This window comes from Acidovorax sp. GW821-FHT10A04, assembly GCF_059415825.1.
Window position 1 is genome coordinate 112,814 of sequence record NZ_JBWKNZ010000003.1, and the last position, 26,171, is coordinate 138,984.

At 64.1% G+C, this 26,171-nt stretch carries 23 protein-coding genes; 10 read left to right on the forward strand and 13 right to left on the reverse strand.

All coding sequences use genetic code 11. From position 1 onward, the window contains the following. The first annotated feature begins 152 nt into the window (after positions 1-152). From AC07PF_RS08155 to AC07PF_RS08190, 8 genes are all read left to right on the forward strand, one after another. Entirely contained in the window at positions 153-3,554 is a 3,402-nt protein-coding gene (locus AC07PF_RS08155; protein WP_494611485.1) for a TM0106 family RecB-like putative nuclease, read from the forward strand. A 605-nt stretch (positions 3,555-4,159) separates the two neighbouring features. Next, positions 4,160-5,017 (forward strand): WYL domain-containing protein, encoded by an 858-nt coding sequence (locus AC07PF_RS08160; protein WP_494611486.1) that lies wholly within the window; start codon positions 4,160-4,162, stop codon positions 5,015-5,017. 11 nt (positions 5,018-5,028) lie between these two features. After that, a complete protein-coding gene (locus AC07PF_RS08165; protein ID WP_494611487.1) occupies positions 5,029-6,465 on the forward strand; it encodes a Wadjet anti-phage system protein JetA family protein in 1,437 nt (478 codons plus the stop codon). Beyond that, positions 6,462-7,154: a DUF4194 domain-containing protein gene (locus AC07PF_RS08170; RefSeq protein WP_494611488.1), complete on the forward strand. Its 693-nt coding sequence runs from the start codon at positions 6,462-6,464 to the stop codon at positions 7,152-7,154. Before AC07PF_RS08165 ends, AC07PF_RS08170 begins: the two co-directional genes overlap by 4 nt. Further along, on the forward strand, positions 7,141-10,593 hold the full coding sequence (locus tag AC07PF_RS08175) for an SbcC/MukB-like Walker B domain-containing protein (protein WP_494611489.1): 3,453 nt from the start codon (positions 7,141-7,143) through the stop codon (positions 10,591-10,593). Before AC07PF_RS08170 ends, AC07PF_RS08175 begins: the two co-directional genes overlap by 14 nt. Then, the gene (locus AC07PF_RS08180) at positions 10,590-11,771 is read left to right on the forward strand and encodes a Wadjet anti-phage system protein JetD domain-containing protein (RefSeq protein ID WP_494611490.1); all 1,182 of its coding nucleotides are present in this window, start codon (positions 10,590-10,592) and stop codon (positions 11,769-11,771) included. Before AC07PF_RS08175 ends, AC07PF_RS08180 begins: the two co-directional genes overlap by 4 nt. Before the next feature lie 453 nt (positions 11,772-12,224). After that, positions 12,225-13,166, forward strand: a complete 942-nt coding sequence (gene rpoH / locus AC07PF_RS08185) for an RNA polymerase sigma factor RpoH (RefSeq protein WP_007851592.1) — start codon at positions 12,225-12,227, stop codon at positions 13,164-13,166. A 131-nt stretch (positions 13,167-13,297) separates the two neighbouring features. Beyond that, on the forward strand, positions 13,298-14,362 hold the full coding sequence (locus AC07PF_RS08190; RefSeq protein ID WP_081497280.1) for a Bug family tripartite tricarboxylate transporter substrate binding protein: 1,065 nt from the start codon (positions 13,298-13,300) through the stop codon (positions 14,360-14,362). A 67-nt stretch (positions 14,363-14,429) separates the two neighbouring features. Here AC07PF_RS08190 and AC07PF_RS08195 read toward each other — a convergent pair whose 3' ends face one another. The 5 genes from AC07PF_RS08195 to AC07PF_RS08215 are packed head-to-tail and all read right to left on the reverse strand — an operon-like array spanning position 14,430 to position 18,612. Beyond that, positions 14,430-15,053: an SCO family protein gene (locus AC07PF_RS08195; protein ID WP_494611491.1), complete on the reverse strand. Its 624-nt coding sequence runs from the start codon at positions 15,051-15,053 to the stop codon at positions 14,430-14,432. An 11-nt stretch (positions 15,054-15,064) separates the two neighbouring features. Further along, positions 15,065-15,967 carry a heme o synthase gene (cyoE, locus tag AC07PF_RS08200; protein ID WP_494611492.1) on the reverse strand — a complete coding sequence of 301 codons (903 nt, stop codon included), beginning with the start codon at positions 15,965-15,967 and terminating at the stop codon, positions 15,065-15,067. Further along, a complete protein-coding gene (locus AC07PF_RS08205) occupies positions 15,964-17,154 on the reverse strand; it encodes a COX15/CtaA family protein (protein WP_494611493.1) in 1,191 nt (396 codons plus the stop codon). The genes cyoE and AC07PF_RS08205 overlap by 4 nt, the downstream gene beginning before the upstream one ends. Then, a complete protein-coding gene (locus AC07PF_RS08210; protein ID WP_494611494.1) occupies positions 17,151-17,903 on the reverse strand; it encodes a redox-active disulfide-containing membrane protein in 753 nt (250 codons plus the stop codon). Before AC07PF_RS08210 ends, AC07PF_RS08205 begins: the two co-directional genes overlap by 4 nt. Further along, positions 17,845-18,612: an SURF1 family protein gene (locus AC07PF_RS08215; RefSeq protein ID WP_007859045.1), complete on the reverse strand. Its 768-nt coding sequence runs from the start codon at positions 18,610-18,612 to the stop codon at positions 17,845-17,847. Before AC07PF_RS08215 ends, AC07PF_RS08210 begins: the two co-directional genes overlap by 59 nt. 15 nt (positions 18,613-18,627) lie before the next feature. On the opposite strand from AC07PF_RS08215, the gene AC07PF_RS08220 reads away from it, so the two are divergent. Further along, positions 18,628-18,861: a twin transmembrane helix small protein gene (locus AC07PF_RS08220; RefSeq protein ID WP_494611495.1), complete on the forward strand. Its 234-nt coding sequence runs from the start codon at positions 18,628-18,630 to the stop codon at positions 18,859-18,861. Positions 18,862-18,924: 63 nt separating this feature from the next. Here AC07PF_RS08220 and AC07PF_RS08225 read toward each other — a convergent pair whose 3' ends face one another. From AC07PF_RS08225 to AC07PF_RS08260, 8 genes are all read right to left on the reverse strand, one after another. Continuing rightward, complete coding sequence (locus tag AC07PF_RS08225; protein WP_007859047.1) at positions 18,925-19,806, reverse strand: cytochrome c oxidase subunit 3; 882 nt, start codon at positions 19,804-19,806, stop codon at positions 18,925-18,927. A gap of 79 nt (positions 19,807-19,885) precedes the next feature. After that, entirely contained in the window at positions 19,886-20,092 is a 207-nt protein-coding gene (locus AC07PF_RS08230; RefSeq protein ID WP_494611496.1) for a DUF2970 domain-containing protein, read from the reverse strand. Beyond that, the gene (locus AC07PF_RS08235; RefSeq protein WP_494611497.1) at positions 20,089-20,718 is read right to left on the reverse strand and encodes a cytochrome c oxidase assembly protein; all 630 of its coding nucleotides are present in this window, start codon (positions 20,716-20,718) and stop codon (positions 20,089-20,091) included. The genes AC07PF_RS08230 and AC07PF_RS08235 overlap by 4 nt, the downstream gene beginning before the upstream one ends. 27 nt (positions 20,719-20,745) lie before the next feature. Further along, a complete protein-coding gene (locus AC07PF_RS08240) occupies positions 20,746-20,865 on the reverse strand; it encodes a cytochrome oxidase small assembly protein (RefSeq protein ID WP_007859051.1) in 120 nt (39 codons plus the stop codon). A 5-nt stretch (positions 20,866-20,870) separates the two neighbouring features. Then, positions 20,871-22,502: a cytochrome c oxidase subunit I gene (gene ctaD, locus AC07PF_RS08245; protein WP_007859052.1), complete on the reverse strand. Its 1,632-nt coding sequence runs from the start codon at positions 22,500-22,502 to the stop codon at positions 20,871-20,873. 30 nt (positions 22,503-22,532) lie between these two features. Continuing rightward, positions 22,533-23,702, reverse strand: coding sequence for a cytochrome c oxidase subunit II (gene coxB, locus AC07PF_RS08250; RefSeq protein WP_145695660.1), 1,170 nt, complete (start codon positions 23,700-23,702; stop codon positions 22,533-22,535). Between the two features lie 60 nt (positions 23,703-23,762). Next, entirely contained in the window at positions 23,763-24,299 is a 537-nt protein-coding gene (locus AC07PF_RS08255) for a DUF2244 domain-containing protein (protein ID WP_007859054.1), read from the reverse strand. Between the two features lie 89 nt (positions 24,300-24,388). Next, complete coding sequence (locus AC07PF_RS08260) at positions 24,389-25,297, reverse strand: biotin synthase (RefSeq protein ID WP_494611498.1); 909 nt, start codon at positions 25,295-25,297, stop codon at positions 24,389-24,391. Positions 25,298-25,336: 39 nt separating this feature from the next. Here AC07PF_RS08260 and AC07PF_RS08265 point away from each other — a divergent pair, with 39 nt between their 5' ends. Further along, positions 25,337-26,119, forward strand: a complete 783-nt coding sequence (locus AC07PF_RS08265) for a phosphoribosyltransferase family protein (RefSeq protein ID WP_494611499.1) — start codon at positions 25,337-25,339, stop codon at positions 26,117-26,119. Positions 26,120-26,171: the final 52 nt, after the last annotated feature.

Genomic DNA, 26,171 nt, shown 5'->3' on the forward strand with positions numbered 1-26,171 from the left:
GCGGGGTGTAGTGCCCCGCCTCTTGTCGCAGGCTGACTTGCTGTTGAGGTCTCACCTCACGGAGCAGCTCGTGCTGGATGTCATCCGCTCGGGGCCGCCTTTTGTGGACGACACCGAGTTCCCCATATCAGAATGGTTGAAGAGGGGCGGATATGCAGAACCGAGAATCGGGGCGCCTTTACGCTGCGACTGATCTGGTCAATTTCCTCGAGTGCGAGCACATCACGTCGCTCGACTTGCGGCATCTCGAAAATCCACTGCCGCTGGCGGATGTGGACGAATCGACTCAGCTCATCCAGCAAAAGGGCTACGAGCACGAAGACGCCTACGTTCAGCACTTGCGAGAGCAGGGGCTCGAGGTCATCGACATCGCCGACGGCAATACCACGCTTGAGAGCAAGGTCGCGGCAACCATTGACGCCATGCGGGCCGGGGTCGATGTCATCTTTCAAGCTACTTTGCTTCAAGGAAATCTCGCCGGCTTCGCTGACTTCTTAGTCAAGGTGGCAACCCCTTCGGCGTTGGGTGATTACAGTTACGAGGTCTCGGACACTAAGCTCTCGCGGACACCCAAAGCAAAGTTCCTGGTGCAGCTATCGTTCTATTCGAAGCTGCTGGCTGTAGTGCAGGGCGTAGCGCCCCAGTCGATGCATGTCATCCTTGGAGACCGGACGCGCAAGACCTATCGTTGCGCCGACTACGCGCATTACTTCGAGGCCTTACTGGCACGCTTCCTGGTGCGCATGGAAGAGGGGCACAAGGAGACCTACCCGGAGCCCTGCAATCACTGCGATGTGTGTCGCTGGAGTCATCTTTGCAAGGCGCAGTGGCTGGATGATGACCACCTCAACCAAGTTGCCAACATCGCCCGTGGTCAGATCCAGAAGCTCCGGGCAGCGGGCGTCGACACGATGGCCAAGCTGGCTGAGCTGCAGCCTGGTGCTCAGGTGGCCAAATTTCCTGCGGCGACGCTTGAGAAACTGCGTGCGCAGGCGAGCCTTCAAGTCGAAGCCAGGAGCACCGGCAAAGGCCGAGTGGTGCTCCTGCCGGAGGAACTGGGGCGAGGTCTGCGTCGAATGCCAAAGCCGAGCCCGGGTGACATGTTTTTCGACATGGAAGGCGACCCGCTGGAAGAGGGTGGGCTGGAATACCTGTTCGGGCTTTACTTGAGCGATGGCGGCAAGTGGGTCTTCAAGGGCTTCTGGGCTCACAGCCGTCATGAAGAGCGAGTCGCCTTCGAAAGCTTCGTCGACTTCGTGGTGAAACGCCTGGAGGAGTTTCCCGATGCGCACGTCTACCACTATGCGAAGTACGAGGAGACGGCGCTCAAGAAGCTGATGACGTTTCACGCGACACGCGAAGCAGAGATTGACAACTGGCTGCGCCGCAGCGTGCTTGTAGACCTCTACCAAGTGGTGCGTGAAGGCCTCATGGTGTCCGAGCCCCGCTACTCCATCAAGAACATCGAGCATTTCTATCTTGAAGCACGCGAGGGCGACGTCACCAACGCCGGAGCCAGCATCGTCTGGTACGAACGCTGGAAGGAGACCGGCGATCAGGCCCTGTTGGACGCCATTGAGAAGTACAACGAAGACGACGTTCGATCTACCCAAGAGCTCAGGGACTGGCTCCTGACCCTGCGGCCTGGTGCAATGCCGTGGGCTGCGGCTCGGGTGTTGAATAGAGGCTCTGCGTCCTCGTCGTCATCGCAGCCGTTGAGCGATGCGGAGGCTCGCCTGATTCCGTATCGGGCGGCCTTGGTGGAGCCGTTGCCTGAAGATCGGCTCAACTGGACGGCCGACCAGACTTCTCGGGAGCTGACTTACCAGCTACTGGACTTTCATCGACGCGCTGACAAGCCCGCGTATTGGGCCATGTTTGCACGTATGGAGATGAGCGACGACGAACTGATGGAGGACCCCGAGTGCCTGGCCGGGCTGCGAGTAGATCCGAACACTCCTCCGTTCAAAGACAAGCGCTCAGTCGTCTACACCTACACGTACCCCCTCCAGGAGACCAAGCTTCGTGATGGCAGCAGCGTCACACGAGCGGACAACGCGGACGCGCTCGGCGACATCCAGATGGATGTCCAAGCCAAGCTTGTCCAGTTCAAGGTTGGTCCATCCAAGGAGGCTCCGCCGCCTCACTTGAGTCTTGGCCCGGGCAAGCCAATCTCGACGGCAGTCATCCAGGACGCCCTCTTCAGGTTCGCCGACACCCTTGTCAGTGGTAACCATCGGTACCCGGCCCTGCAGAGCGTGCTCCGCCGAGATGTGCCGTCGGTTGCAAGCAAGGCCCCTGAAGCTCCAATGATTGAGGGAGCTGCGACTGTCGAGGCCTGTACTGCGGTGGTGTTGAACATGCAAGAAAGCTACCTGTTCATCCAGGGACCGCCCGGCGCCGGCAAGACCTACACGGGCTCGCACGTCATCGTGGCACTGCTGGCTGCCGGCAAGCGATTGGGCGTCACGTCAAACTCCCATCGACCCATCAATCACCTGCTCGAGAAGGTGGTCGAAGTGGCGAGGGAGCAGGGTGTGTCCTTCAAAGGCGTCAAGAAGTCCACCAAAGGGGAAGACTCGGAGTACCCCGGAGACGGCATCGAGAACATCTACGACAACGATGAGGCATTCTCGTGCGGTGCGAAACTGGTTGCAGGCACTGCCTGGTTGTTTGCTCGACCGAGCGCTGACCAGTACCTGGACTACCTTTTCGTCGATGAGGCAGGGCAGGTGTCCCTGGCCAATCTGATTGCCGTGGGTACCAGCGCGCGCAACCTGGTACTGCTGGGCGACCAGATGCAGCTTTCTCAGCCGACCCAGGGTGTCCATCCTGGACGCTCAGGAGACTCTTCGTTGGACTATTTGCTGGATGGCGTGGCGACGATTGCGCCAAACCGCGGCATCTTTCTGGAGACGACCTGGCGGATGCATCCCGAGGTGTGCTCCTTCATCTCGGATGCCGTTTACGACTCGCGGCTGGAACCGCAGTCGAACAACGTGAAGCGTGTGCTCGTCCTGCGTGACGATGCGCTACCGCTACTCAAGCCTGCGGGAATTGTTTTCGCGCCGATCAACCACACGGGATGCTCTCAACAGAGCCAGGAGGAGGCTCTGATGATCAAGCAGCTCTATGAGGATCTCTTGCGCCAGCGCTATACGGCCAACGACGGGTCGGTGCGCCCAATGACGGCTGAAAATATCCTCGTGGTCGCTCCGTACAACATGCAGGTGAACCTGCTGCGTGAGACGCTCCCTGCAGATGCGCGCGTTGGAACGGTGGACAAATTCCAAGGGCAAGAAGCCGAGGTGGTGCTCATCTCCATGACGACCTCCAGCGAAGCCGAGCTACCACGTTTCATGGAGTTCCTGTTCAGCAAGAACCGACTCAATGTTGCTGTCTCTCGCGCCAAGTCACTGGCCGTCCTCGTGGCCAATCCAGCACTCACTTCCATCAAGTGCACGACCCCTGCCCAGATGGGCTTGGTCAACACACTTTGCTGGATAGCTTCGGTCGGAAACCCGAAGCTGACCCAATCCCGATCTCGATCCTGAATATCCCGGATGCCTGGAAGGTGCTGCGCTTGGCGAAGGCCGAGTTCAAAAATTTGGCGATATCGTCGATGCGAAGTCGATTGATCAGGCGACCAAAAATTCGACGAACTTGGCGGCCGGACGCATGCCATCGAGGGCGGACAGTCGGACGTCCATGACGTTTCCGGGGCATGGTACGTCGGCAGCGCCAGCGATTGAGATTGGAGGCGTTCCAACTTCTGGCGGTGGCGCGGAGCCTGCGGGGGCGGAAGTCCAATCTAGGCCCAAACGCATCGCAAGCGAGATCGGTCGATCGACCGCTTTGCAGCAGTGAGCCAAGCAAGGCTAAGGACCGTACCCGCTGCGAAGCTGGCTTCAGGTTACCTGCCCACGGTGAGCGTAGAGACCTAAGCATCGACCGCGGCGTTCACCTGTCTTTCAAGGATGGCAGGGTTGACAGCTACATCGCCCCCTCTGTAGCCACTCACCATAGACCAGCTTGGCCACGCGTCGAAAAGGATCCCTTCTACCCGGAGCGAGTGGCGGAAGCCATCCCGGTAGCACACCATCTTTTGATAGTATATATTTCTACATGATATATTTTTATACACCATGAAACCAACCTGATGAGCCTAGCCAATCTTTTCGAGAAAAACCGCTACAAGGTCATGCGTCGCATGGCTCTATGGGAAGGACGGCTGAGCCGAGGTCGACTCATGGACATCCTCGGACTGAGCGGCATTCGAGTGAGTCAGCTTCTGCGAGAAGTTCGAGAAGAAACCCCTGACTGGTTTGAGTGGGATAGTAGAAGCAAATCCTACTTTGTCACTCCTGGTGCATACAAGAAGGCCCAGGCCGATCTCAAGGCAGGCACATCAGACCTCACCCTGGCTGCCTACCTTGCAGAAGCTGACATCCATGCTGACCTCGCCCCAGGTGCTGGACCCGTCACCGTTGCTCCGTGGGGCTTCTCCCAGGTCAACCCCAATACCTTCTCCCGCATCCGCCTGGCAATCGAGCAAGGCAGGCGCCTGAGCCTGGACTACCGGTCGATGCGCACACCTGAGCCACACTCGCGCACCGTAGAGCCGCACAGCCTGGTGCAGGCCGGTCGGCGCTGGCACATGCGTGGCTACTGCCTGGAGACCGGTGACTTCCGGGACTTCGTGCTGGGGCGTATCGCGAAGCTTTCCATGCTGGACCAAAAGGCCGAATCCACAGTCGCAGAAGACACAAAGTGGAACGCTGTGGTGAAGGTGCGCATCCAGGCGCACCCCAAGCTGACACCTGGCCAGCAGGACCTGGTCCGCAGCGAGTATTTCGAGGGGACTGCGGCGCGCGTGCACAGCTGCCGCGGCGCCCTGTTGCCCTACCTGGTCCAGGAACTGCGGCTGGCCCTGGACGTGACCAAGGAATTGCCGCCTGAGTATCAACTGGCGGTGGAGAACGTCGCGGAGGTGCGCAAATGGCTGTTCCCAGCGTAACCCCCGCCTCCATGGCGCTTTTCCAGCGCATCCCGGAGCGCATCTTCGGGCCCCTAGCCTCGCAAAACCGCCACGGCTACTGGGCACTCCTGTGCCACCTGCACCGCCGGCGTTTCGGCCCCGACGCGCCACTGCCACCCAGCTACGGTTTTCTGCAGCGCGATATCATCCAGGAAATCGAGGACCACCTCAAATACGCCGACGAATGGCAGCCCGAGTCTGGCGATCAGCCCGACACTCCACTGAACATCCGGGCCATCGGCATCTTCAATCGCCTGGTTGATGCAGGATGGTTCCGCTTGGAGAGGTACGGCATTGAGAAGACCGTCAACATGGCGCCGGCCGTGGGCCAGTTGCTGACGCAGCTGATCAACTTTGCGGAGACGGGCCCGGTGTTCGTTTCCGGCAAGATCCGCGCGATAGATGCTGCCGTGGCCCAGGTGCACAGCGGCGAAGCCAGCGGCGACCTGCTGCGCGAGGCGGCCGAGCAATGCCGCAACCTGTTGGTCTACATCCGCAACACCAGCACCAATGTGCGCGACCTGATGGCCGCCATCGGCGCCGAGCCCACCACCGCCCAGTACGTGCGGTCCTTCTTCACCTCCTACGTCCAGGAGGTCTTCATTGGGGACTACCAGGAACTGCGTACCCGGGAGCACCCCTTGTCCAAGCGCCAGCAGATCCTGCACGCCGTCACCGAAATCGACACGCAGCCCGAGCAGCGCAGCCGCTTGCTGGACTGGTATGTGAACCGACTCTCCAGTGGGGATGACAAGAAGGGCCAGGCCGCATTCCAACGGGACCTACAGCGCCTGTACGAGCTGGACCGGATCGAGGAGTACCTGGAGCGGCTGGACGAAGAGATCCGAGTCGCCAACCGGCGCGCGCTGGCCTTCCTTGAATACAAGCTGCGCGCGATCCGCCCCATCGACAACCTGCTGCGGCAGACCATGGACCGGTTGATTGCCAATCCCGACATCGATGTCGCCCCCGTGTTCCCGCCAGATACCCTGATGGGCGGTGCCCGTCTGGCCCAGCCACGCAAGGAGGTGCCGCGGCTGGCGCCCACGCCTTTGCGCCAAGTGATCATCTCCGACCGCACGCGCGCGATCGGCAACTTGGTGCGCCGCGCGCAGGAGCGCCGGTCCATCACGCCCATGAAGCTGCGCGCCTATGCAGAGAAGGTGCTGCAGAACACGACCGCCGCCGGCAGCGACACCCTGCCTTGCGGATCCATTGAGGACTTGCGCGCCTTCCAGGCCCTGACCAGCGTGGCCATGGCCACCAACTCCCGGATCCCCAGACTGGAGATGGAAGGTCGGGCATCGGCCCCGGGCATGGAGCTGCGCTACACCAGCGACGAAGCCGCCGAGCACCCGTATTTGAGCGGCAAGCCATTCACACTGAGCTGGCGCAAGCGCCAGACTAAAAACAGGGGGACCAAATGAGCAACCCACGGGACTGGGAAGATCTGGCCAGCAGGCTAGACGGTGTCTATACCGTCGAAGACTTCGAGACCGCCGCCTACCGACTGGTGGCTGAGCAGGTGATCTACCACTCCGACCGCAGCAGCCGGGTGACGTATGGAATCCTGGACCTATACGAGCGCGAGTTCTCCAAAGTGCTGGCGCCGCTGGGTGTGTCACTGTCGATCAACCGGCAGCTGCGCTATGTCACCGCCCTCCCGCGGCACGCCAAGGCCGGTACCGCGACCGTGGCTCAGACACTGTTTGCCTTGGTGCTGCGCGGCTTGTACGACGAAGGCGTGCGCGCCGGCGGACTCACCGAAGACGGCGAAATCCTGTGCGACTACATCGAGCTGCAAGAGAAGTTCCACCTCATGACCGGGCGCGACCTGCCCACCCGCGGCGAGCTCGACACCCTGCTGCGCTCTGCCAAGCGTTGGGGCATCGCCCGGCGTCTGGAAGACGATGACAGCGGCCACCTGACGCCCCTGCAGGAGCAGTCAGCCGGCGGTGTGGCCATCCGCCCGGCCATCGTCGACGTCCTGGGTGAGACGGCCTTGATTCGGCTGGCGCAGTGGGGAGTAGCCAAGGATGAGGCGCATGTGGAGGTGGCAGCCGGCGAGCCAGTGGCGATCGAAGACAACCAGGGAATGAACAATGAAACGGCTTGAGCGTGTCAAACTGGTGCAGTTCCTGTTGTACGAGCAGCAGGAATTCCGTCTGGAAGAAATCACTGGCCTATTTGGCCGCAACGGCAGCGGCAAGAGCTCGGCGCTAGATGCGGTGCAGATTGCCATGATGGGCGCCAACAAGAACCAGATGCACTTCAATGCACAGGCCGACAACAAATCACACCAGCAAAGCCGCACCCTGCGTTCTTATTGCCTTGGCCAGTACGGAGACACCATTGAACAGTGCGCGCGGCCGCAGGCTACCACTTACATCACACTGGTCTGGCGGGACACCGAGACTAATGAGCCGGTCTCCATGGGTGTGTGCATTGAGGCTTCGCTGAGCAGCGAGGCGGAGAAGGTGTTGGGCCGTTATGTCATTCGCGGCGTAGAGCTCAGCATGTCAGAGCACCTGCAGACGGTGGACGGTGCCACCATGCCCCTACCCTGGAGCAGTTTCCGCCATCGGTTGCTGGAGCAATCCAAGGTCACTGGTGAAGAACCGCTGTTTGACGATGGCGCCAGCTACGTCAAGCAAGTGCTGTTTATGCTGCGTGGCAAGGCAGGCCCTGCGTCCTACGACGCGTTTGCGCGCGCCTTCCGCTTCGCACTGCGCATGAGCTTCTCCAAGTCGGTGGATCAAATTGTTCGCAATGATGTGCTGGAGGACCGTCCCACCAACATCGCCAGATTCAAGCAGCTGGTGGAGACCTTCAAGCGGATCAACCTCATGGTCGAGGGCGTCGAGCTCAAAATCAAGCAAGGCCAGGAGGTCAGTAAGAACTTTGAAGCTGCACTGGCCGAGGCTCGAAAATCCGCCACGTGGACGGGACTACAGGCCTCCGCGGCGTACGAGCTCAGCAACGCGGCCCACGAAATGCTGATGGGGCAAAAGTTTGACCAAGAGGGCGTGTTCGAAGAGTGCACCAAGGCCAGCAGCAACGCCGATCAGGCACTGGCAGCCTGGGCGCGCGAAGAAGAACAACTGACAGGCCTTCAGCGTGCCCATGCGGACCATGCCGAGAAAGCGGGCGCTCAGCAGGATCTGGCGCAGGCGCAGATAAAAACCGCCCGCCAGGAGCAAGAGCTGAAGGCGGAACTGCGTAGCTTCCGACAACTGCTCCAAAACGCCAGTTCAAACAATTTGCTGGCCCAGTGGCAGCCCGCGCTTGCGCAGGCCGCCCAGCAGCTTGGCGCCTTCTCGTGGGAGCGGAACCAGGTCGACCAAGAGGCGCTGGGACAGATAGTCCAAGGTCTGGGGGGAGTCCTACGGGCTGCAGCTACACACCTGGGTAAGGAATTCGACATCGTCAAGGAAGACATTCGTCTTGCCAAAAATCGTCTCGAAGTAATCGGCCTAGGCATGGCGCGCGCCAATACCAACCGCGCGCAGGTCAGCACCCCTACGGCGCTACTTATGCATGAGTTCGCGGACCACGGATTGCACCCCACACCGGTCTGTGACCTGGTGAAGGTGACCGATCCCAAATGGCAACCAGCGATCGAAGCCTTTCTGGCCAAGAACGTGGAGGCCATTCTGCTGCGGGACTCGGAGGAGGAGGAAAAAGCCTTTGGCATCTACCAGTCCTTGCAGGGCAAACGCAGCATCTACGGCGTCAAGATCGTGCGCTCCGACCGAGCCCGGCTAGGCCATGCCCAGCCGGCGGCCGACACGGTGGCCAGCCTGATACAGGGCAGCAACCAGGTGGCAGTAGCCTACCTGCGTGGCAAGCTGGGCAACCTCAAACGCGCGAATTCCGCCCAGGAGGCGCTGCGTGGCGAGCGAACTCTGACCCTGGATGGCATGCTGGTAGGGCCCGGAGACTTTGAGCGACTGCGTCTAGTGCCAGAAGCGGACCTGCAGATCGGCGCCGGCGCCAAGGGCCAGGTCGACGGACTCAGGGCCGAATCCCGCAAACTGAACCAACAGGTCACCGACCTTCAGGGGCGCCAGAGCGACATTGACCGGATCCGCCAGGCTGTGCAGAGCTTGGCATCCCCTGAGACCCTGCGCCTCCTGCTTGGATCTGCCCGCCAGCTGGGCGAAGCGCTTACCGAAAGACAGCTCGCCCAACAACGTATCGCTGGCAGCACCAGCGCAGAGTACCAGGCCCTGTGCGCCAGGCTACTGGCGCTGCAGGCGCGCAAGCCTCAGCTGGCAAAGGATGCCCGCGACGCCCGTGATGCCGTTGTGCGGGCCGAGACAGAACTGGAGAGATTTACCAGGGAATGCGCCGCCAAGCTGCAGGAGCTCCAGGGCAAGCGGACGATGTACGACACCTGCCGTGGACATGCCGACTATGACCCGGAATTTGCTTCCGATTGCTGGGACGCGCTGTTGCAGCAGCACGGCGACAACTACCAAGCCATGGCCGACCATTGCGAAAACCAGTCCAAACGCTGCAATACCGCCATGACGCGGCACCTGGGCCCGGCCCAGACACTGCTGGGGACCTTCCTCACGGAGCACCGCGAAGCAATCAGCGATGAGGTGACGTCCGACTGGCGTAAAGCCAAGGAATGGATGGAGCAGCAAGTCAGCAGGCTGCAGAACACGGAGCTACCCCAGTACAAGGAACAGGCGCAGGAAGCTTACCTGGCCTCGCAGAACACCTTCCGTCAGGACGTGGCGCTGGCCCTGCACGCCAACCTAAAGTACCAAACCACCACCTTCAAGCGCTTGAACGATGCGCTCAAGGCTTCCCCCGCCTTCACCAATGGGGAGCGGTACCAGTTCCAGGCCAAGGTGCGCCCAGACCTCATGCCACTGAAGAAGTTTATCGAGAACATCGCCGACTTCGGCGCCGATGGTGGGCTGTTTGGCGAGCCAGGGGACATCCCCGTCCAGTTCGCGGAACTGCTGCGCGAGAAAACTACCACCGGCAATGCCGCGGTCAAGAGTCCGCTGGATGACTATCGGGAGTTCTTCGAGTTCGATATCGAGATTGAAACCGAGGACCCGGTCACCGGTATCACCAAGACCGTCGGGCACCTGAGCAAGCGCATTGGCCCCGGCTCCGGTGGCGAGCACCGCGCGCCGCTGTACGTGATCGCCGGCGCAGCGCTGTCCTCGGCCTACCGCATGGATGAGAACAACCAGGATGGTTTGCGGCTCATCCTGTTGGATGAAGCCTTTGACAAGATGGACACGCCCAACATCGTGGCCACCATGCGCTATCTCGAAAAGCTCGGTCTACAGGTGCTGCTGGCAAGTCCAGGGGAGAACCTGCCCACACTGACTGCATTCCTGCACCGCTACTTCGAAATCATGAAGGACCAAACCCGCCATGTGATCCACGTGGAGGAGCGCCGGGTTAGCGAAGCCATGCGGGAGCAGTTCCGAGAGGATATGTGGGAGTACCACCCAGAGCTTCTGGAAGCTGAGCTGTTGGCCGTCCGCCAGGAGTCCATTGCACAACCTCCCGATGCTACCCCATGAGTGCGGGCACCATCGCCAAGGACCTGTTGGCCAAACTGTTGGATGCCGGCGACAAGCACGCTGCCGGCGCCCGTGCCCGCGCACCCGCGCTGACAGCCATGCACCTGAAGCCTTACAGGGAACTGCGGAGCTGGCATCAAAAGCAGGAATGTGATGAGACCTTCCTGGCAGCGCGCGACGCGGGCGCCGTGACGTTGCAGCGTGACAAGCTGAATCCGAAGGATGGATTGATTGAGCGCATTGACCTAGCGGACGTCCAGGCACTGGCTCGGTTCCTGGGCCGCAGCACCTATGCAGACCAATTGTCAAAGACCATTGGGCAGCTGGAGCCGCTGAAAGCAGAGTTTCCAGTGATTTTGGACGTAATTGCACTCTGGACTGGCATGGCAAAGATACGCGGCTTGGGCCCGCAGGACGCGGGCGCTTGGATCGATGCGGCCAAGACAGTTCGGGCCTGCGCTACACGTAGCCAGGACGCAATTGCCGCCCCGGTGCGTGAATTCAGTGCTCGACTGTTTCTAGACAGCAAGCGGATTGAGGCACTCACACCTCAACTTGACATCCTGCTGAGTGGCAGCGTTGAGGACAGGCCAAGGGCCGCGGCCCAGGTTTGGCAGGAACTGGGCTTGTTCCGGGAAGAGCATCCCGTATTACTGGCCGGGCATGTGCACATCGCGCGGGATCGTTCAACCGGCTTGATTGACGCGCCATACATGGGACTACCGGCGGCGACCATTCTGGGAACACGCAGTTTGGTCACCGAGGTCATCACCATCGAGAACAAGACCACGTTTCACAGTGAGGCCAAACGCCGGCAAGACGACAAGGTACTTCTGATCTATACGGCGGGCATGCCTTCGCCAGCTTGGCGAGCAATGTACGGGCGTGTGCTGGAGAGCCTGCCGCCGACCACCACGATATTTCACTGGGGTGACGTTGACGAGGGAGGTTTTCGAATCGCTTCGACGATCGCAGCTGTAGCGCGGGGGGCGGGTTTTTCCCTGCAGCCGTATGGGATGTCACCAACAGATGTGCCACTGGACATGCGGGTCAGAGCCTCAACACGGACCTTGGAGCGTATTTGCCACTTTGCTTGCACGGCAGGGTGGCCCAAACTGGGGCAGGTGATGTGTGAGGCAGGATTCGTTGCAGAGCAGGAGGCACTGGAACGGGAGTAAAGAATGGCGCGATGTGAAGGGTGTCTACGTTCTCCCCCTGCGACTTCAAGAGCTTCCGCGCAGGACCTGCGGTCCCTACGCGCCTGTGCAAGCCTGAGTTTGACGTCTGTATCTGCGGGTGACCACGCAGATGCACATCTACCTGCCTCAAATTTAAGCAACAGTCGCATTGCACGACAGCCAACCAAGCGCAGCTCCTACATTCGACAAAAAACACACTGAGTAGACTACTTTTTAAGCAGCTGAAGTGGCTTTCAGAGGGAAACCGGTACAAAACTCAGTGAGAAAAGTACAAAACTCGCCGGGAATCGACACCTGGGGACGCACGCCACTCCATGGCAAATCGTTGCCCGGACACCCCGGCAATCACCCAACCGCAGCAGGGGAACTTCGGCCTTAGCACTCACTCCAAGAGAGTGCTAATATCATGCCTTAGAGGAAAGGATTCCCGGAATGAACATTCAATCTGGAACCGCTACGACGACTTTGGCGCCCGCAAACCCGTGGGCGCTGGTGCCCCCGCTGGGCAACCTGGACGCCTACATTTCGGCCGTCAACCGCCTGCCCCTGCTCACCCACGAGGAAGAGCAAAGCTACGCACGCGCGCTCAAGGACAACAACGACCTGGACGCCGCCGGCCGGCTGGTGATGTCGCACCTGCGCCTGGTGGTCTCCATTTCGCGCCAGTACCTGGGCTATGGCCTGCCGCACGGCGACCTGATCCAGGAAGGCAACGTGGGCCTGATGAAGGCCGTCAAGCGTTTCGATCCCGACCAGGGCGTGCGGCTGGTGAGCTACGCCATGCACTGGATCAAGGCGGAAATCCACGAGTACATCCTCAAGAACTGGCGCATGGTCAAGGTGGCGACCACCAAGGCCCAGCGCAAGCTGTTCTTCAATCTGCGGTCCATGAAGCAGGGTTTCAAGGCCGATGCCGCTGCAGCCGATGCAGCCACGCACCGCGATACGCTGTCGGACAGCGAGATCGATTCGGTGGCGCAGCAGCTGAACGTTAAGCGCGAAGAAGTCATCGAGATGGAAACCCGCCTGTCGGGCGGCGATGTGCTGCTCGACCCGAGCCCCTCCGACGATGGCGAGCAGGCCTTCGGCCCCATCGCCTACCTGGCCGACGCCGCCCATGAGCCCACCGCCATGATCGAATCGCGCCAGCGCGACTACCTGGCCACCGATGGCATCGCCGCCGCCCTGGCCGACCTGGACGAGCGCAGCCGCCGCATCGTGGAAGAGCGCTGGCTCAAGGTGAACGACGACGGCTCGGGCGGCATGACGCTGCATGAGCTGGCAGCCGTGTACGGCGTGAGCGCCGAGCGCATCCGCCAGATCGAAGTCGCCGCCATGAAGAAGATGAAGAAGGCGCTGGCGGAATACGCATAAGCATCGGCGCCGGTCACCGCAGGGAGCGCGTTACCATCGCTGCTTCGCGGCTGAAGCTCCTCCACCAAAAAGGGCCCCGTCGGGGCCCTTTTGCTTTGGCGTTGCAGCCGCTGCAGATCACTTTCAAGGAGATGCTCTTGTCACGCCCTGTTGTTCCCCGCCGCGCTGCCCTGGCACTGGCGATCGCTGCCCTGTCGTCCCCCTGGGCCATCGCCCAGCAAGCCCCACAGAAACCTGCCGCCAAGCCTGCGGCCCCCTCGGTGGCGGCAGCGGCAGCAGCACCCGTGGCCTGGCCGACCAAGCCGGTGCGCATCATCGTCGGCTTCCCGGCCGGCTCCTCGCCCGACCTGACGGCGCGCACCATCGCCGAGCCCCTGTCCAAGGCGCTGGGCCAGCCGGTGATCGTGGAGAACAAGGTGGGCGCGGGTGGCAACATCGGCGCCGATGCCGTGGCCAAGGCCCGTGACGACCACACCATCGGCCTGATGATCAACGGCAACATGACCATCGCCAAGATGCTCAACCCCGCCGTGCCCTACGACCCCATCAAGGACCTGGCGCCGCTGAGCCTGATCGGCACCTCGCCCCTGGTGCTGACCGCGCCCGTGAGCCAGCCCGGCGTGCCGGCCACGGCCGACGCCCGCGAATTCTTCGTGGCCGCACGCAACGGCGGCGACAAGTGGAGCTACGGCACCCCCGGTGTGGGCACCGTGGGCCACATCGGCACCGAGCTGCTCAAGTCGCGCAGCAACATCAACCCCGTGCACGTGCCCTACCCCGGCTACCCCCAGGTGGCCACGGCCATGCTCGGCGGCCAGCTGCAGATGGCCCTGCTGCCCCCGGCCCTGGCCCAGGCCCAGATCAAGGCCGGCAAGCTGCGCGCCATCGGCGTCACCTCCTCCGGCCGCAGCCCGCTGGTGCCCGACGTGCCCAGCCTGGCAGAGGCCGGCATCACCAACTACAACCTGGAGATCTGGAATGCGTTTGCGGCCCCGGCCACCATGCCCAAGCCCATCCAGGCCAAGGTGGCCGCGCTCATCAGCGAGATCGCGCGCAGCGCCGACGTGCGCAGCAAGCTGTTCCAGCAGGGCTGGCAGGTGGTGGGCACCTCGCCCGAAGGCCTGGCCAACCGCATCAAGGCCGATACCAACCTGCTGGGCGGCGTGATCGCCATGCGCGGGATCAAGGCCGAATAAGCCCACCGGCCCCGGCAGCCCTCCCACGCCAGCATGGCGAGGGAGGGCTTTTTTTCAGGGGCGCCGTTCAGGCAGCGGCGTTCAGCAGCGCCTTCACATCCTCGGTCAGCGCCTGGGCGCCACTGCCGTAGCGGTTGTAGATGCGCAGGCGGCCGGCCGGGTCGTAGATGTAGCTGCCGGCCGAGTGGTCCATGGTGTAGCTAGTGGGGGTCTTGCCTTCGACCTTCTTGTAGTAGATCTTGAAGTCCTTGGCCACGGCGGCCAGCTGCTCGGGGGTGCCGCGCAGCGCCAGGAAGCTCGGGTCGAAGTTGGCCATGTAGGCCTTGAGCACCTCAGGCGTGTCGCGCTCGGGGTCCACGGTGACGAACAGGCCCTGCAGGCGCTCGCCGTCCTTGCCCAGGGCCTTTTTCACCTCGGCCAGCTCGGCCATGGCAGTGGGGCACACGTCCGGGCACTGGGTGAAGCCGAAGAACACCACCACCACCTTGCCGGCAAAGTCCTTCATGCTGCGCGCCTGGCCGTTGTGGTCGGTCAGCGGCAGGTCGCGCGCGTAGTCGGCGCCGGTCACGTCCACGCCACGGAACTGCAGCGCCTGCTCCTTCCTGTCGAAGCAGGCGGTGAGCAGCGTGCCGCCGGCGAGTGCGGCGGTGCCCAGGGCGATGGCTTTCAGGGCGTTTCGTTTCTGCATCATGGTGTGGGGCTTCAGAGCACGTAGTGGTCCACCAGCAGCGCGGCGAACAGCACGCTCAGGTGGATGAGGGAAAAGCGGAAGGTCTTGCGCGCCAGCGCGTCGGAGTACTTGCGCCACAGCGCAAAGCCATAGCCGCAGAAGCCCGCCGAGAGCAGCACGGCGGCGATCAGATAGATCCACGAGCTCATGCCGTAGACGAAGGGCATGAGGCAGCCGGCGAACAGGATCAGCGTGTACAGGAACACCTGCAGCCGCGTGAACTCGTTGCCGTGGGTCACGGGCAGCATGGGCAGGCCGGACTTGCGGTAGTCCTCCACGCGGTACAGCGCCAGCGCCCAGAAGTGCGGCGGCGTCCACAAGAAGATGATGAGGAACAGGATCAGCGCCTCGGGGCCCACGTCGCCCGTCATCGACGACCAGCCCAGCACCGGTGGCATGGCGCCCGAGGCGCCGCCGATGACGATGTTCTGCGGCGTCAGCGGCTTCAAGATCACGGTGTAGATGACCGCATAGCCGACGAAGGTGGCAAACGTGAGCCACATGGTCAGCGGGTTCACGGCAAAGTACAGCAGGGCCGAGCCGGCGCCGCACAGCACGGCCGAGAACAGCAGGGTCTGCGAATTGGACAGCTCGCCCTTGGCCGTGGGGCGCCAGGCGGTGCGCTTCATCTTGGCGTCGATGCCCTGCTCCACGATGCAGTTGAAGGCGGCTGCGGCACCGGCCACCAGCCACACACCGAGGCAGGCGATGGCCATGCGCCCGAACTGCGCGCCGGTGGGCAGGCCGGGCACGGCCAGCACCATGCCGATGAGCGCGCAGAACACGATGAGCTGCACCACGCGTGGCTTGGTCAGGGCATAGAACTGCGCCACGCGCGAGGGCGGCGACGAAAGGGCGGCGGGGGCGACACTCATGCGGACACTCTTCTCGATGCGCGCGATGGCGCTTGGGACTCTTCTTCTTGCGGCGTGGTGGCCGCGCGGCTGGACGCGAGCGCCCAGGTCAGCACCACCACCATGGCGGCTGCGCCGCCGGTGTGCAGCACGGCAGCCGCCAGCGGCCAGCCGAGCACGACGTTGGACAGGCCGGTGGCCAGCTGTGCCAGCGACAGCGCCAGCAGCCAGCGCGCCTGCACCGGCAGCACGGCGGCCGTGCGCATGCGCCAGACCAGTGCCAGCAGAGCGGCCAGCACCACATAGGCCATGAGCCGGTGCACGTAGTGGATGGCGGTGAGGCCGGCAAAGCTGATGTGGCTGCCGTCCTGCAGCAGGCCCAGCTTGCGCCAGACCTGGAAGCCCTGGGCAAAGTCCATGGCCGGCCACCAACTGTCCTGGCAGGTCGGGAAGCTGGTGCAGGCCAGCACGGCGTAGTTGGTGCTCACCCAACCGCCGAGCACAATCTGCACGGACACGAGCACGGTGGCCCACACCAGGCCCTGGCGCAGCGCGGGGGTGACGCGCTCGGCCACCCGGCCCTGGGCCCAGTGGGCATGGCGCACGGCCTGCACGCACAGCAGGGCCAGCAGCACCAGGCCGCCAATGAGGTGCAGCGTGACGATGGCCGGGAACAGCTTCATGGTGACCGTGAGCGCGCCGAAGGCGCCCTGCAGGCACACCCAGAACAGCGTGAAGGTGGGCCACCAGGGGCTGATGGGCGGCTCGGCCACGCCCTGGCGCCGGGCCTGGCGGCGCTGCACCCAGGAGGCCACGGTGATAGCGATGATGAGCACGCCCACGCCCGTGGCAAGGTAGCGGTGCACCATCTCCACCCAGGCCTTGCCGTGGGTGACGGGGCCGGTGGGCATGGCCTCCTGCGCGGCAGCAATCTCGGCGCGTGCGCCCACAGGGCTGGCACTGCCGTAGCAGCCGGGCCAGTCGGGACAGCCCAGGCCCGAATCGGTGAGCCGCGTGAAGGCGCCGAACAGCACCAAGTCGAAGGTGAGGAACAGCGTGAGCACGGTGAGCGCCTGCAGGCGCTTGAGCGGCGTGCTGTTGCGGTTGCGCAGCCACACCCAGACCAGCGGGCCGAGGGCGATGAGCACGCCCAGCAGCATGAGCCGGGCCAGCGGCGCCAGGTCGTACAGGGGCTGGGCGTCGGTCATGGCTTGGTGGGCCGGCCGGCCTCGTCCCACGAAGAGGACGCGCGCAGCAGGCGGTCGAGGTCGCGCTTGGCCTTGGCCGCGCCGCTGCGGTCCATCGAGGCGGGAAAGCGCATCATGAAGTTGCCCATGGGGTCCACCACGTACAGGTGGTCCGGCAGCGCCTGGCCTGCGGCGGGCGCCAGCCAGCCTGCCACGGCCTCGGGGGCCAGGCGCAGCACGGTGGCCTGCTGCAGGGCCGGTGCCAGCAGCGGCGGCGGCAGGGCGGCGTCGTTGACGAGCCAGACCCACTCGACACGGTCCTTCTCACGGCCCAGGGTTTCGCGCAGCTGGCGCTGCAGGTACAGGTGCTTCTGGCAGGGCTCGTTGCAGTCGCCACCGGCCACGCTGACCAGCAGCCACTGGCCCTTGAGCGAAGCCAGCGGCACGGGCTTGCCCTCGAGCGAGGTGCCCACCAGTTCGGGCATGGTGCGCTGGGGGTTGATGAGCTCGCCGTAGACGCGGCGGCCCTCGGGCCGGATCACGTAGTAGGTGAAGTAGGAGGCGACCACCGGGGCGGCGCAGATCAGCAGCACGCCGAACATCTTCAGGCGGCCATGGCGCGTGCGCTGGCTGCCGGCGACGGCATCGCCCGCCTCGGGCAGGCTGTGCACCGTGAGCCCCAGCGGGTGGGCCGCGCCGTTGCCGGGGCGCTCAGGCGCCTGGCTGGCGGCGTGGGCGAAGGAAGCGTCGGACGATTTGGAACCAGACATAGAGGAGTGCAATCAGGCCGCAGAGCCCGAACCATTGAAATGCGTAACCGTAGTGTTTGTCGACGCCCGCGCCGATGACGGGCCAGTCGCGCAGCAGCCCTTCGGCGGCAACCCCGGTCTGCAAGACCGTGAGGGGCGCCAGCGCAAGGCCCGTCTCTGCCCCGAAGGCAGCCAGGTCGAGATTTTGCCGGATGCGGGAAGACCCCTTGGCGCTGTCGCCGCCCTCGAACTCGTACAGGCGCGAAGGCGGCAGCGCCACGCGGCCCGCGACCTGCACCACGCCTGCATCCGTCTGCACCGGCGGCAGCTGCATGCGGTCCTGGAAATTGCGCGGCGCCCAGCCGCGCTGCACCAGCACCACGGCACCGGAATCGACCAGCTGAAGGGGCGTGATCACGAAGAAGCCGGGCCGGCCCTGCATCTGCCGGTTGTCCAGGTACACGGTGTGCTGGGCCAGCCAGCGCCCCTGCAGGGCCACGGCGCGGTGCACCAGGGCCTGCTGCGCCTCGGCAGAGGCCGGGGCCAGCAGCGCCTGGCCGCCGATGGCCGGCTGGCGCGTGCGCTCGTCGATGCGGGCCTGCAGTGCCTCTTTCTCGGCCGCGCGCGAAAGCTGCCAGCGCCCGAGCGAGGCCGTGGCCAGCATGCCGGCCAGCGCGGCCAGCAGGATCAGCCAGAAAAGCGGGCCCAGGGCGCGTTGCGTGTGGGTCACGGGATAATGTGCTCCATGAAATACCTCGTTGTGCTGACCTTCATCGCCATCCTGGCCAGCCTGGCCTCGGCCCTGTTCTTCATGATGCGCGGCGGCAAGGATGCCAGCGACGACAAGGCCAAGGGCCACCGCATGGCGTGGGCGCTGGCCATCCGGGTGGGGCTGTCCATCGCACTGTTCCTGTGCATTCTCGTCGCATGGCAACTGGGCTATATCCAGCCCACCGGCCTGCCCGCCAGCACACGCTGACCCTATCCGCCTGGCCGGCACAAAAAAAGCGCCTCGCGGCGCTTTTTTCATGGGTGCCGGACCTTACATCCAGTAGACCAGCACGTACAGGCCGAGCCAGACCACGTCCACGAAGTGCCAGTACCAGGCAGCGCCTTCGAAGCCGAAGTGCTTCTCGGGGGTGAAGTGGCCCTTTTGCAGGCGCAGGGTGATGAACAGCAGCATCAGCATGCCCAGGAACACGTGGAAGCCGTGGAAGCCGGTGAGCATGAAGAAGGTGGAGCCGAACACGCCCGAGCTGAGCTTGAGGTTCAGGTCGGTGTACAGGTGGTAGTACTCGTAGCCCTGCACGCACAGGAAGACGAAGCCCAGCAGCACGGTGGCCCACATGAAGGCGATGGTCTTGCCGCGGTGGTTTTCGCGCAGCGCGTGGTGGGCGATGGTCAGCGTCACGCCCGAGGTCAGCAGCAGCGCGGTGTTGATGGTGGGCAGCCAGAAGGGGCCCACGGTCTGGAAGGGCTCGACGATGCCGGCGGGCGAGGCCGTGGCGCCGGCGGCGATGCTGGGCCACACGGCCTTGAAGTCGGGCCACAGCAGCGCATTGTCCAGGCTGCCCAGGGCCGGCACCGAGTGCGAACGCGCCCACCACAGGGCCGAGAAGAAGGCGCCGAAGAACATCACCTCCGAGAAGATGAACCAGCTCATGCTCCAGCGGTACGACAGGTCGATCTTGTGGCCGTACAGGCCGCCTTCGCTTTCGCGGATGGCGTCGCCGAACCACTGGTAGAGCACGAACAGCCACCAGACCAGGCCCAGCGCCAGGGAGTACTTGCCCCAGTCGTGGCCATTGATCCACTGGCCCGCGCCCAGGATCACGAAGAACAGGCCGGCAGCCGCCATCGCCGGATGGCGCGACTCGGCGGGCACGTAGTAGTACGGTGTCGTTCCGGGGGTTGATGCACTCATTTCAGCTCCTGAATCTCAAAATCTTTTGTTATCGGTACTCGTGGGGACGCTCGGTATCTGTCTTGCCTAAGCCGCGCCGTCACACAATGAAATTCACCAGGGCGATCAGCCCGATCACCAGCAGGAACACCGCGACCAGCCCGACCACGATGATGTGCACCGGGTTGAGCTTCTCGACGTCCTGCGCATACTCACTGCCCTTGCGCAGGCCGATGAAGGACCAGGCCACCGCGCGGATGGTGCGCAGCAGCGAGCCCTTGCGCTGTACCGGCGAGGGGGCGCTCATGAGCCGGCCCCTTCAGTAGCGGGATGCTGCAGCGCGGGCGCTGCCGCCGTGGATTCGGGCGCCGCAGGCGTCTTGCCGCCGACTTCGAAGAAGGTGTAGGACAGGGTGATCGTCGTGACGTCCTTGGACAGCCGCGGGTCGATCACGAAGGCCACGGGCCATTCCTTTTTCTCGCCGGGCTCCAGCACGTACTGGTTGAAGCAGAAGCACTCCAGCTTGTTGAAATGCGCTGCCGCCTGGCGCGGTGCGTAGCTCGGGATGGCCTGGGCGGCCATGCGGCGGTTCTGCACGTTCTGGAACTCGTACATCACCGTCGTCAGCTCGCCGGGGTGCACCTGCACCGAGCGCTGGGCGGGCTTGAAGTCCCAGGGGCCGCGCGCATTGGCGTCGAACTCGACGGTGATGGTGCGGCTCTTGTCCACCTGCGTGTTGGCGGGCACCTTCACGTCCTTGCCGGCCACGCCGTTGCCGGGCACCTGGCGCTCGGACAGCGACAGGATGTTGATCCCCGTCATCTCGCAGATGTGCTTGTAGATGGGGATCAGCACGTAGCCGAAGGCGAACATGCCGGCCGCGATCACGACCAGCTTGCCGACCATCTTGGCGTTTTCGCGGCGCAGGTTCATGGCGTGGGTCCAGGGCCTTCTACTGCTTCAGCGGGAGGACAGCAGGACCATCTTGACCATGAACCCGATGAAGAAGGCAGCAGCGATCGACGCCAGGATCAGGCCCAGGCGCAGGTTGCTCTTCTTCTGTTCGGGGGTCGTGGGCATAGTCTTCAGCCGATCACGCGGGTCGCGGTTGCGTCCAGCTTGGGCGGGGTCTCGAAGGTGTGGAACGGTGCGGGCGATGGCACTTCCCATTCCAGACCCTCGGCGCCGTCCCATGGCTTGGCGGGAGCAGCCGCACCCTTGCCCATCATGGCGGGCAGCACCACGGCCAGGAAGAAGTACACCTGCATCAGGCCGAAACCGAAGGCACCCACCGAGGCGATGGCGTTGAAGTCGGCGAACTGCATGGGGTAGTCGGCGTAGCGGCGGGGCATGCCGGCCAGACCCAGGAAGTGCATCGGGAAGAAGGTGATGTTGAAGGTGATCAACGAGCCCCAGAAGTGGATCTGGCCGCGCGTCTCGGAGTACATGTGGCCCGTCCACTTGGGCAGCCAGTAGTACACGCCAGCGAACATCGAGAACAGCGAACCGGCCACCAGCACGTAGTGGAAGTGGGCCACCACGTAGTAGGTATCCTGCAGCTGGATGTCGATCGGTGCCATGGCCAGGATCAGGCCGGTGAAGCCACCCATGGTGAACACGAAGATGAAGCCCACGGCGAACAGCATGGGGGTCTCGAACGTCATGGAGCCGCGCCACATGGTGGCGATCCAGTTGAAGATCTTCACGGCCGTGGGCACCGAGATCAGCATGGTGGCGTACATGAAGAACAGCTGGCCGGTCACGGGCATGCCGGTGGTGAACATGTGGTGGGCCCACACGATGAACGACAGAATGGCGATGGACGAGGTGGCATACACCATGGAGGCGTAGCCGAACAGCTTCTTGCGCGCGAACGCGGGCACGATCTGGCTCACGATGCCGAAGGCCGGCAAGATCATGATGTACACCTCGGGGTGGCCGAAGAACCAGAAGATGTGCTGGTACATCACCGGGTCACCGCCGCCGGCGGGGTTGAAGAAGCTGGTGCCGAAATGGCGGTCCGTCAGCGTCATGGTGATGGCGCCGGCCAGCACGGGCATCACGGCGATCAGCAGGTAGGCGGTGATGAGCCAGGTCCAGGCGAACATGGGCATCTTCATCAGCGTCATGCCGGGGGCGCGCATGTTCAGGATGGTCACGATGATGTTGATCGAGCCCATGATGGACGAAGCACCCAGGATGTGCATGGCGAAGATGCCGGCATCCATCGAGGGGCCCATCTGCAGCGTCAGCGGTGCGTACAGCGTCCAGCCGGCAGCCGGTGCGCCGCCGGGCATGAAGAACGAGCCCACCAGCATCGCTGCGGCGGGGATCATCAGCCAGAAGCTGAAGTTGTTCATGCGCGCGAAGGCCATGTCGGATGCGCCGATCTGCAGCGGGATCATCCAGTTCGCAAAGCCCACGAAGGCCGGCATGATGGCGCCGAACACCATGATCAGGCCGTGCATGGTGGTCAGCTGGTTGAACAGCTCGGGGTTGACCAGTTGCAGGCCGGGCTGGAACAGCTCGGCGCGGATCAAGAGGGCCAGCACGCCGCCGACCATGAGCATGGTGAAGGCGAACAGCAGGTACAGGGTACCGATGTCCTTGTGGTTGGTGGCATACACCCAGCGGCGCCAGCCGGTGGGGCCATGGTGGCCATGGTCGTCGTGTGCGTGGTCGCCACCGTGCCCGTGGTTGTCGAGAACTGCGCTCATTGTGAATTCCTCAATACGTTGGGGCGGTGATTACTTGCCACGCTGGGCGACGATTTCGGCGGGCTGCACCAGCTGGCCGGTCTTGTTGGACCAGGTGTTCTTGGTGTAGCTGACCACGGCGGCGATGTCCGTGTCGCTCAGCTGGCCCCAGGCGGGCATGGCACCGTTGGCCGCGCCCTTGAGCACGATCTGGATCTGCTTGGCATGGTCGGCATCGAGCACCACGGCCGAGCCGTCCAGCGGCTTGATCGGGCCTGCGCCCTTGCCGTTGGCCTGGTGACAGGCGGCGCAGTTGGCGGCATAGACCTTCTCGCCGCGCTTGAGGATGTCTTCCAGCGTCCAGACCTTGGTCGGGTCGTCGAGCTTGGCGGCGGCCTTCTTGCGCTGGTCGGCCACCCAGACGGTGTAGTCCTCGGCGGACACGACCTTCACGTGGATGGGCATGTAGGCGTGTTCCTTGCCGCACAGCTCGGCGCACTGGCCGTAGAAGTCGCCGATCTTCTCGGCGCGGAACCAGGTGTCGCGCACGAAGCCGGGGATCGCGTCCTGCTTGATGCCGAAGGCAGGCACCATGAAGGCGTGGATCACGTCGTTGGCGGTGGTGATGATGCGGATCTTCTTGTTGACCGGCACCACCATCGGGTTGTCCACCTTGAGCAGGTAGTCGGCAGGCGCGTCGGCGACCTTGCCGCTGTCGGACATCACGCGGTGGCTGCTGTCCAGCGTGGAGATGAAGGCCAGGCCCTCGCCCTCGCCGGTGATGTAGTCGTAGCCCCACTTCCACTGGTAGCCCGTGGTCTTGATGGTGAGGTCGGCGTTGGTCGTGTCCTTCTGCGCCACCAGCACCTTGGTGGCGGGCAGGGCCATGAGGATCACGATGATGAAGGGGATGATGGTCCAGACCACTTCGACGGTCACGGATTCATGGAAATTGGCGGCCTTGGCGCCCTTGGACTTGCGATGCTTCCAGATGGAATAGAACATCACGGCGAAGACGGCTACGAAGATCACCGTGCAGATGACGAGCATCATCCAATGCAGGAAATGCTGCTCCTCGGCAATCTTGGTGACCGGAGGATGCAGATTGAGCTGGTTGACTGCGGGACCGCCAGGCAGGTCTTGAACGGCATGGGCCACGCCGCCTACCCATGTACCGGCAATCAGCAGCAGAGAAGCCAGCTTATTGGAAATGCTCTTCATAGTTCTCACTTACTTCTAAGCCTCAAATTAACCAATCCCTGCTGGCGCGCCTGCGTGGGGTCAGGCTGCGCGCAAGGCCATGCGGATCTCCGATGCCAGGGCCGGTCGAAGCTCGGGGCGCACATAGCGCCCCACCTCCACCGATCGGCCCTGTGCAGACAAGGTGATCAGCGACCGGTCGCCGGTCTTGGGTTCTACGCGAACCCAGCTCCGGTCGAATTCGGCGCGCTCGAGCTTGCCTGCTGTCTCCAACTCCACCACCAGGCGCGAGCCCTGCAGTGAAATCCTCTCGCCATCGGCCGCATGACGTCCGTACATGGCGAATGCCAAACCTACAACTGCCATCTCCAGCCATGCGAAGGGCATGACCAGACGGGCTCCGAGCATCCAGAAGAACGTTGCAATGCCCAGTGAAACCGAACACAGCGACAGGTACATCCAGCCCATCTGCGCGGGGGTGACCGAGCAGTTGCGGGCCAGGCGCCAATCGATGCGCTGACCCGAGACAGTGGCAAAACGAAAAACCAAGCCTGTCACCGGAGGTGCCCACAAGACTGCCGGCTGCAGACCACACCAGGAAAGCCACTGGCGCAGCATGCGCAGCCCGCCACGTTGCGCGGGAAGATGCCCGAAATCCCAATAACCCTGAATTGTAGCGTGCCTTGTTCCATGTCATTGACACGCAGCTACCCGGTACTTCTACCTGTACCGGTGGCCAGCATGGCGCGCATGTCCTGGAGCGAGACCGCGCTGCTGGCGCTCATTTTCAGGCGCGGCGCGGGCTTGAAGGCATGGCCGTAGATGATCTCGAAAGTCAGTGCCAGCTGCCCATCCTGCGCCGGGTCGGCCAGGTGCTGCACCAGGGCGGCGTGCAGGCGCTCGCGCCAGCCGCGCCCGCGCAATGCGCCGAAGCGGCCGGGGTGCAGGTTGCAGCCCAGTTCGCGCAGCTCCTGCAGCAGGCGCACGGGCGTGGCGAAGGTGAGCGTGATGCGCTCCATGTCCATCACCGGTTCGGCAAAGCCGGCGTGCACCAGCATGTCGCCCCAGTCGTGCATGTCGGTGAAGGCATGGCCGGCCGGCGGCCAGCCCATGGCGGTGTACACGCCGTGCAGCTCGCGCGCGGTGTCGGGCCCCAGGCACGAGAACATCAGGTAGCCATCCGTCGCCAGCGCGCGGTGCCACTGGGCTATGAGGGCCTGCGGGTCGGCCGCCATGTGCAGCGCCATGTTGGCCCAGAGCATCTGCATGCTGGCGTCGGCCGGCAGGCCGAAGGCCGGTGCCGGCCCGGTCCAGCGCGCCGGACTCCACCAGGGCCGGGCCAACGCCTGCTCGGCCACGGGCACGCAGTGCGCCGCGGTCTCGGCCACCTGCCAGGCCGCCTTGGGATAGCGGGTGCTCACCAGCGCATGGCCCTGCAGGCCGCCGCGCACGGGGTCCCAGTGGCACCAGGACGCGGGGGCCTGGCGTATCCACTGCAGGCGGTCTTCCATGCGGCGCGCCACCTCTTCATGGAGCCAGGGGGCGGCGGCGGGCGCGGTGGCATGCCAGCGGGCCGCGGCAAGGGGGTCGATCGTGGGGGGGCGCTCTGTGGGCATGTCGTAGGAACCGGCGGGGTCCAACGAGTATATTGACTCATGCAGTTCAAGGCGTTCACGGGGCTATCCAGGCGATGGGGGCTGGGCCGCGGGCTCGGCGCGCTGGCAGGCGCCCTGCCCAGCCAGTGCGCCGTGTGCCACGCCTGGCCGGCCACGCGCATCTGCCCGGCCTGCACGGCCCGCTTCGCGCAGCGGGTGCCGCGCTGCGCGCACTGCGCACTGCGTGTGCCCGAAGGCGTGCAGGTGTGCGGCGCCTGCCTGCGGGCACCACCGCCGCTCGACCGCTGCCTGGCCGCAGTGGACTATGCCTACCCCTGGTCCGGGCTGCTGGCCGATTTCAAGTTCCGCGGCGACCCCGGCTGGGCCGCCGCACTGGCGGCGCTGGTGCACAGCACCCCGGGCCTGGCGCCCGCGCTCGACGCGGCCGACCTGGTGCTGCCCATCCCTTTGTCAGTCGAGCGGCTGCGCGAGCGCGGCTTCAACCAGGCCCTGCTGCTGGCCCGGCAGCTGGCGCCCGCCAAGGCGCACCCCGGCATGCTGCTGCGCCTGCATGCGGGTGATGCCCATGCACAGCAGGCCCACCAGGTGCAGCTCACGCGCGCCGAGCGGCTGCGCAACCTGCGCGGCGCCTTTGCGGTGGAGCCCGCGCAGGCCGCCGCCCTGCGCGGCCGGCAGGTGGTGCTCGTCGACGATGTGATGACCACCGGCGCCACGCTGCATGCCGCCGCCACCGCGCTGCGCGGGGCCGGCGTGGCAGCGCTGTGCGCCGTGGTGTTCGCACGCACCGAGGCGCCGGGCGACGGCGCCGCGAGCCCCCCGTAATTTGTTACAACCCTCGGCCGCAAAGCGCGTGGTTCGCAGCAAAATACCAGGC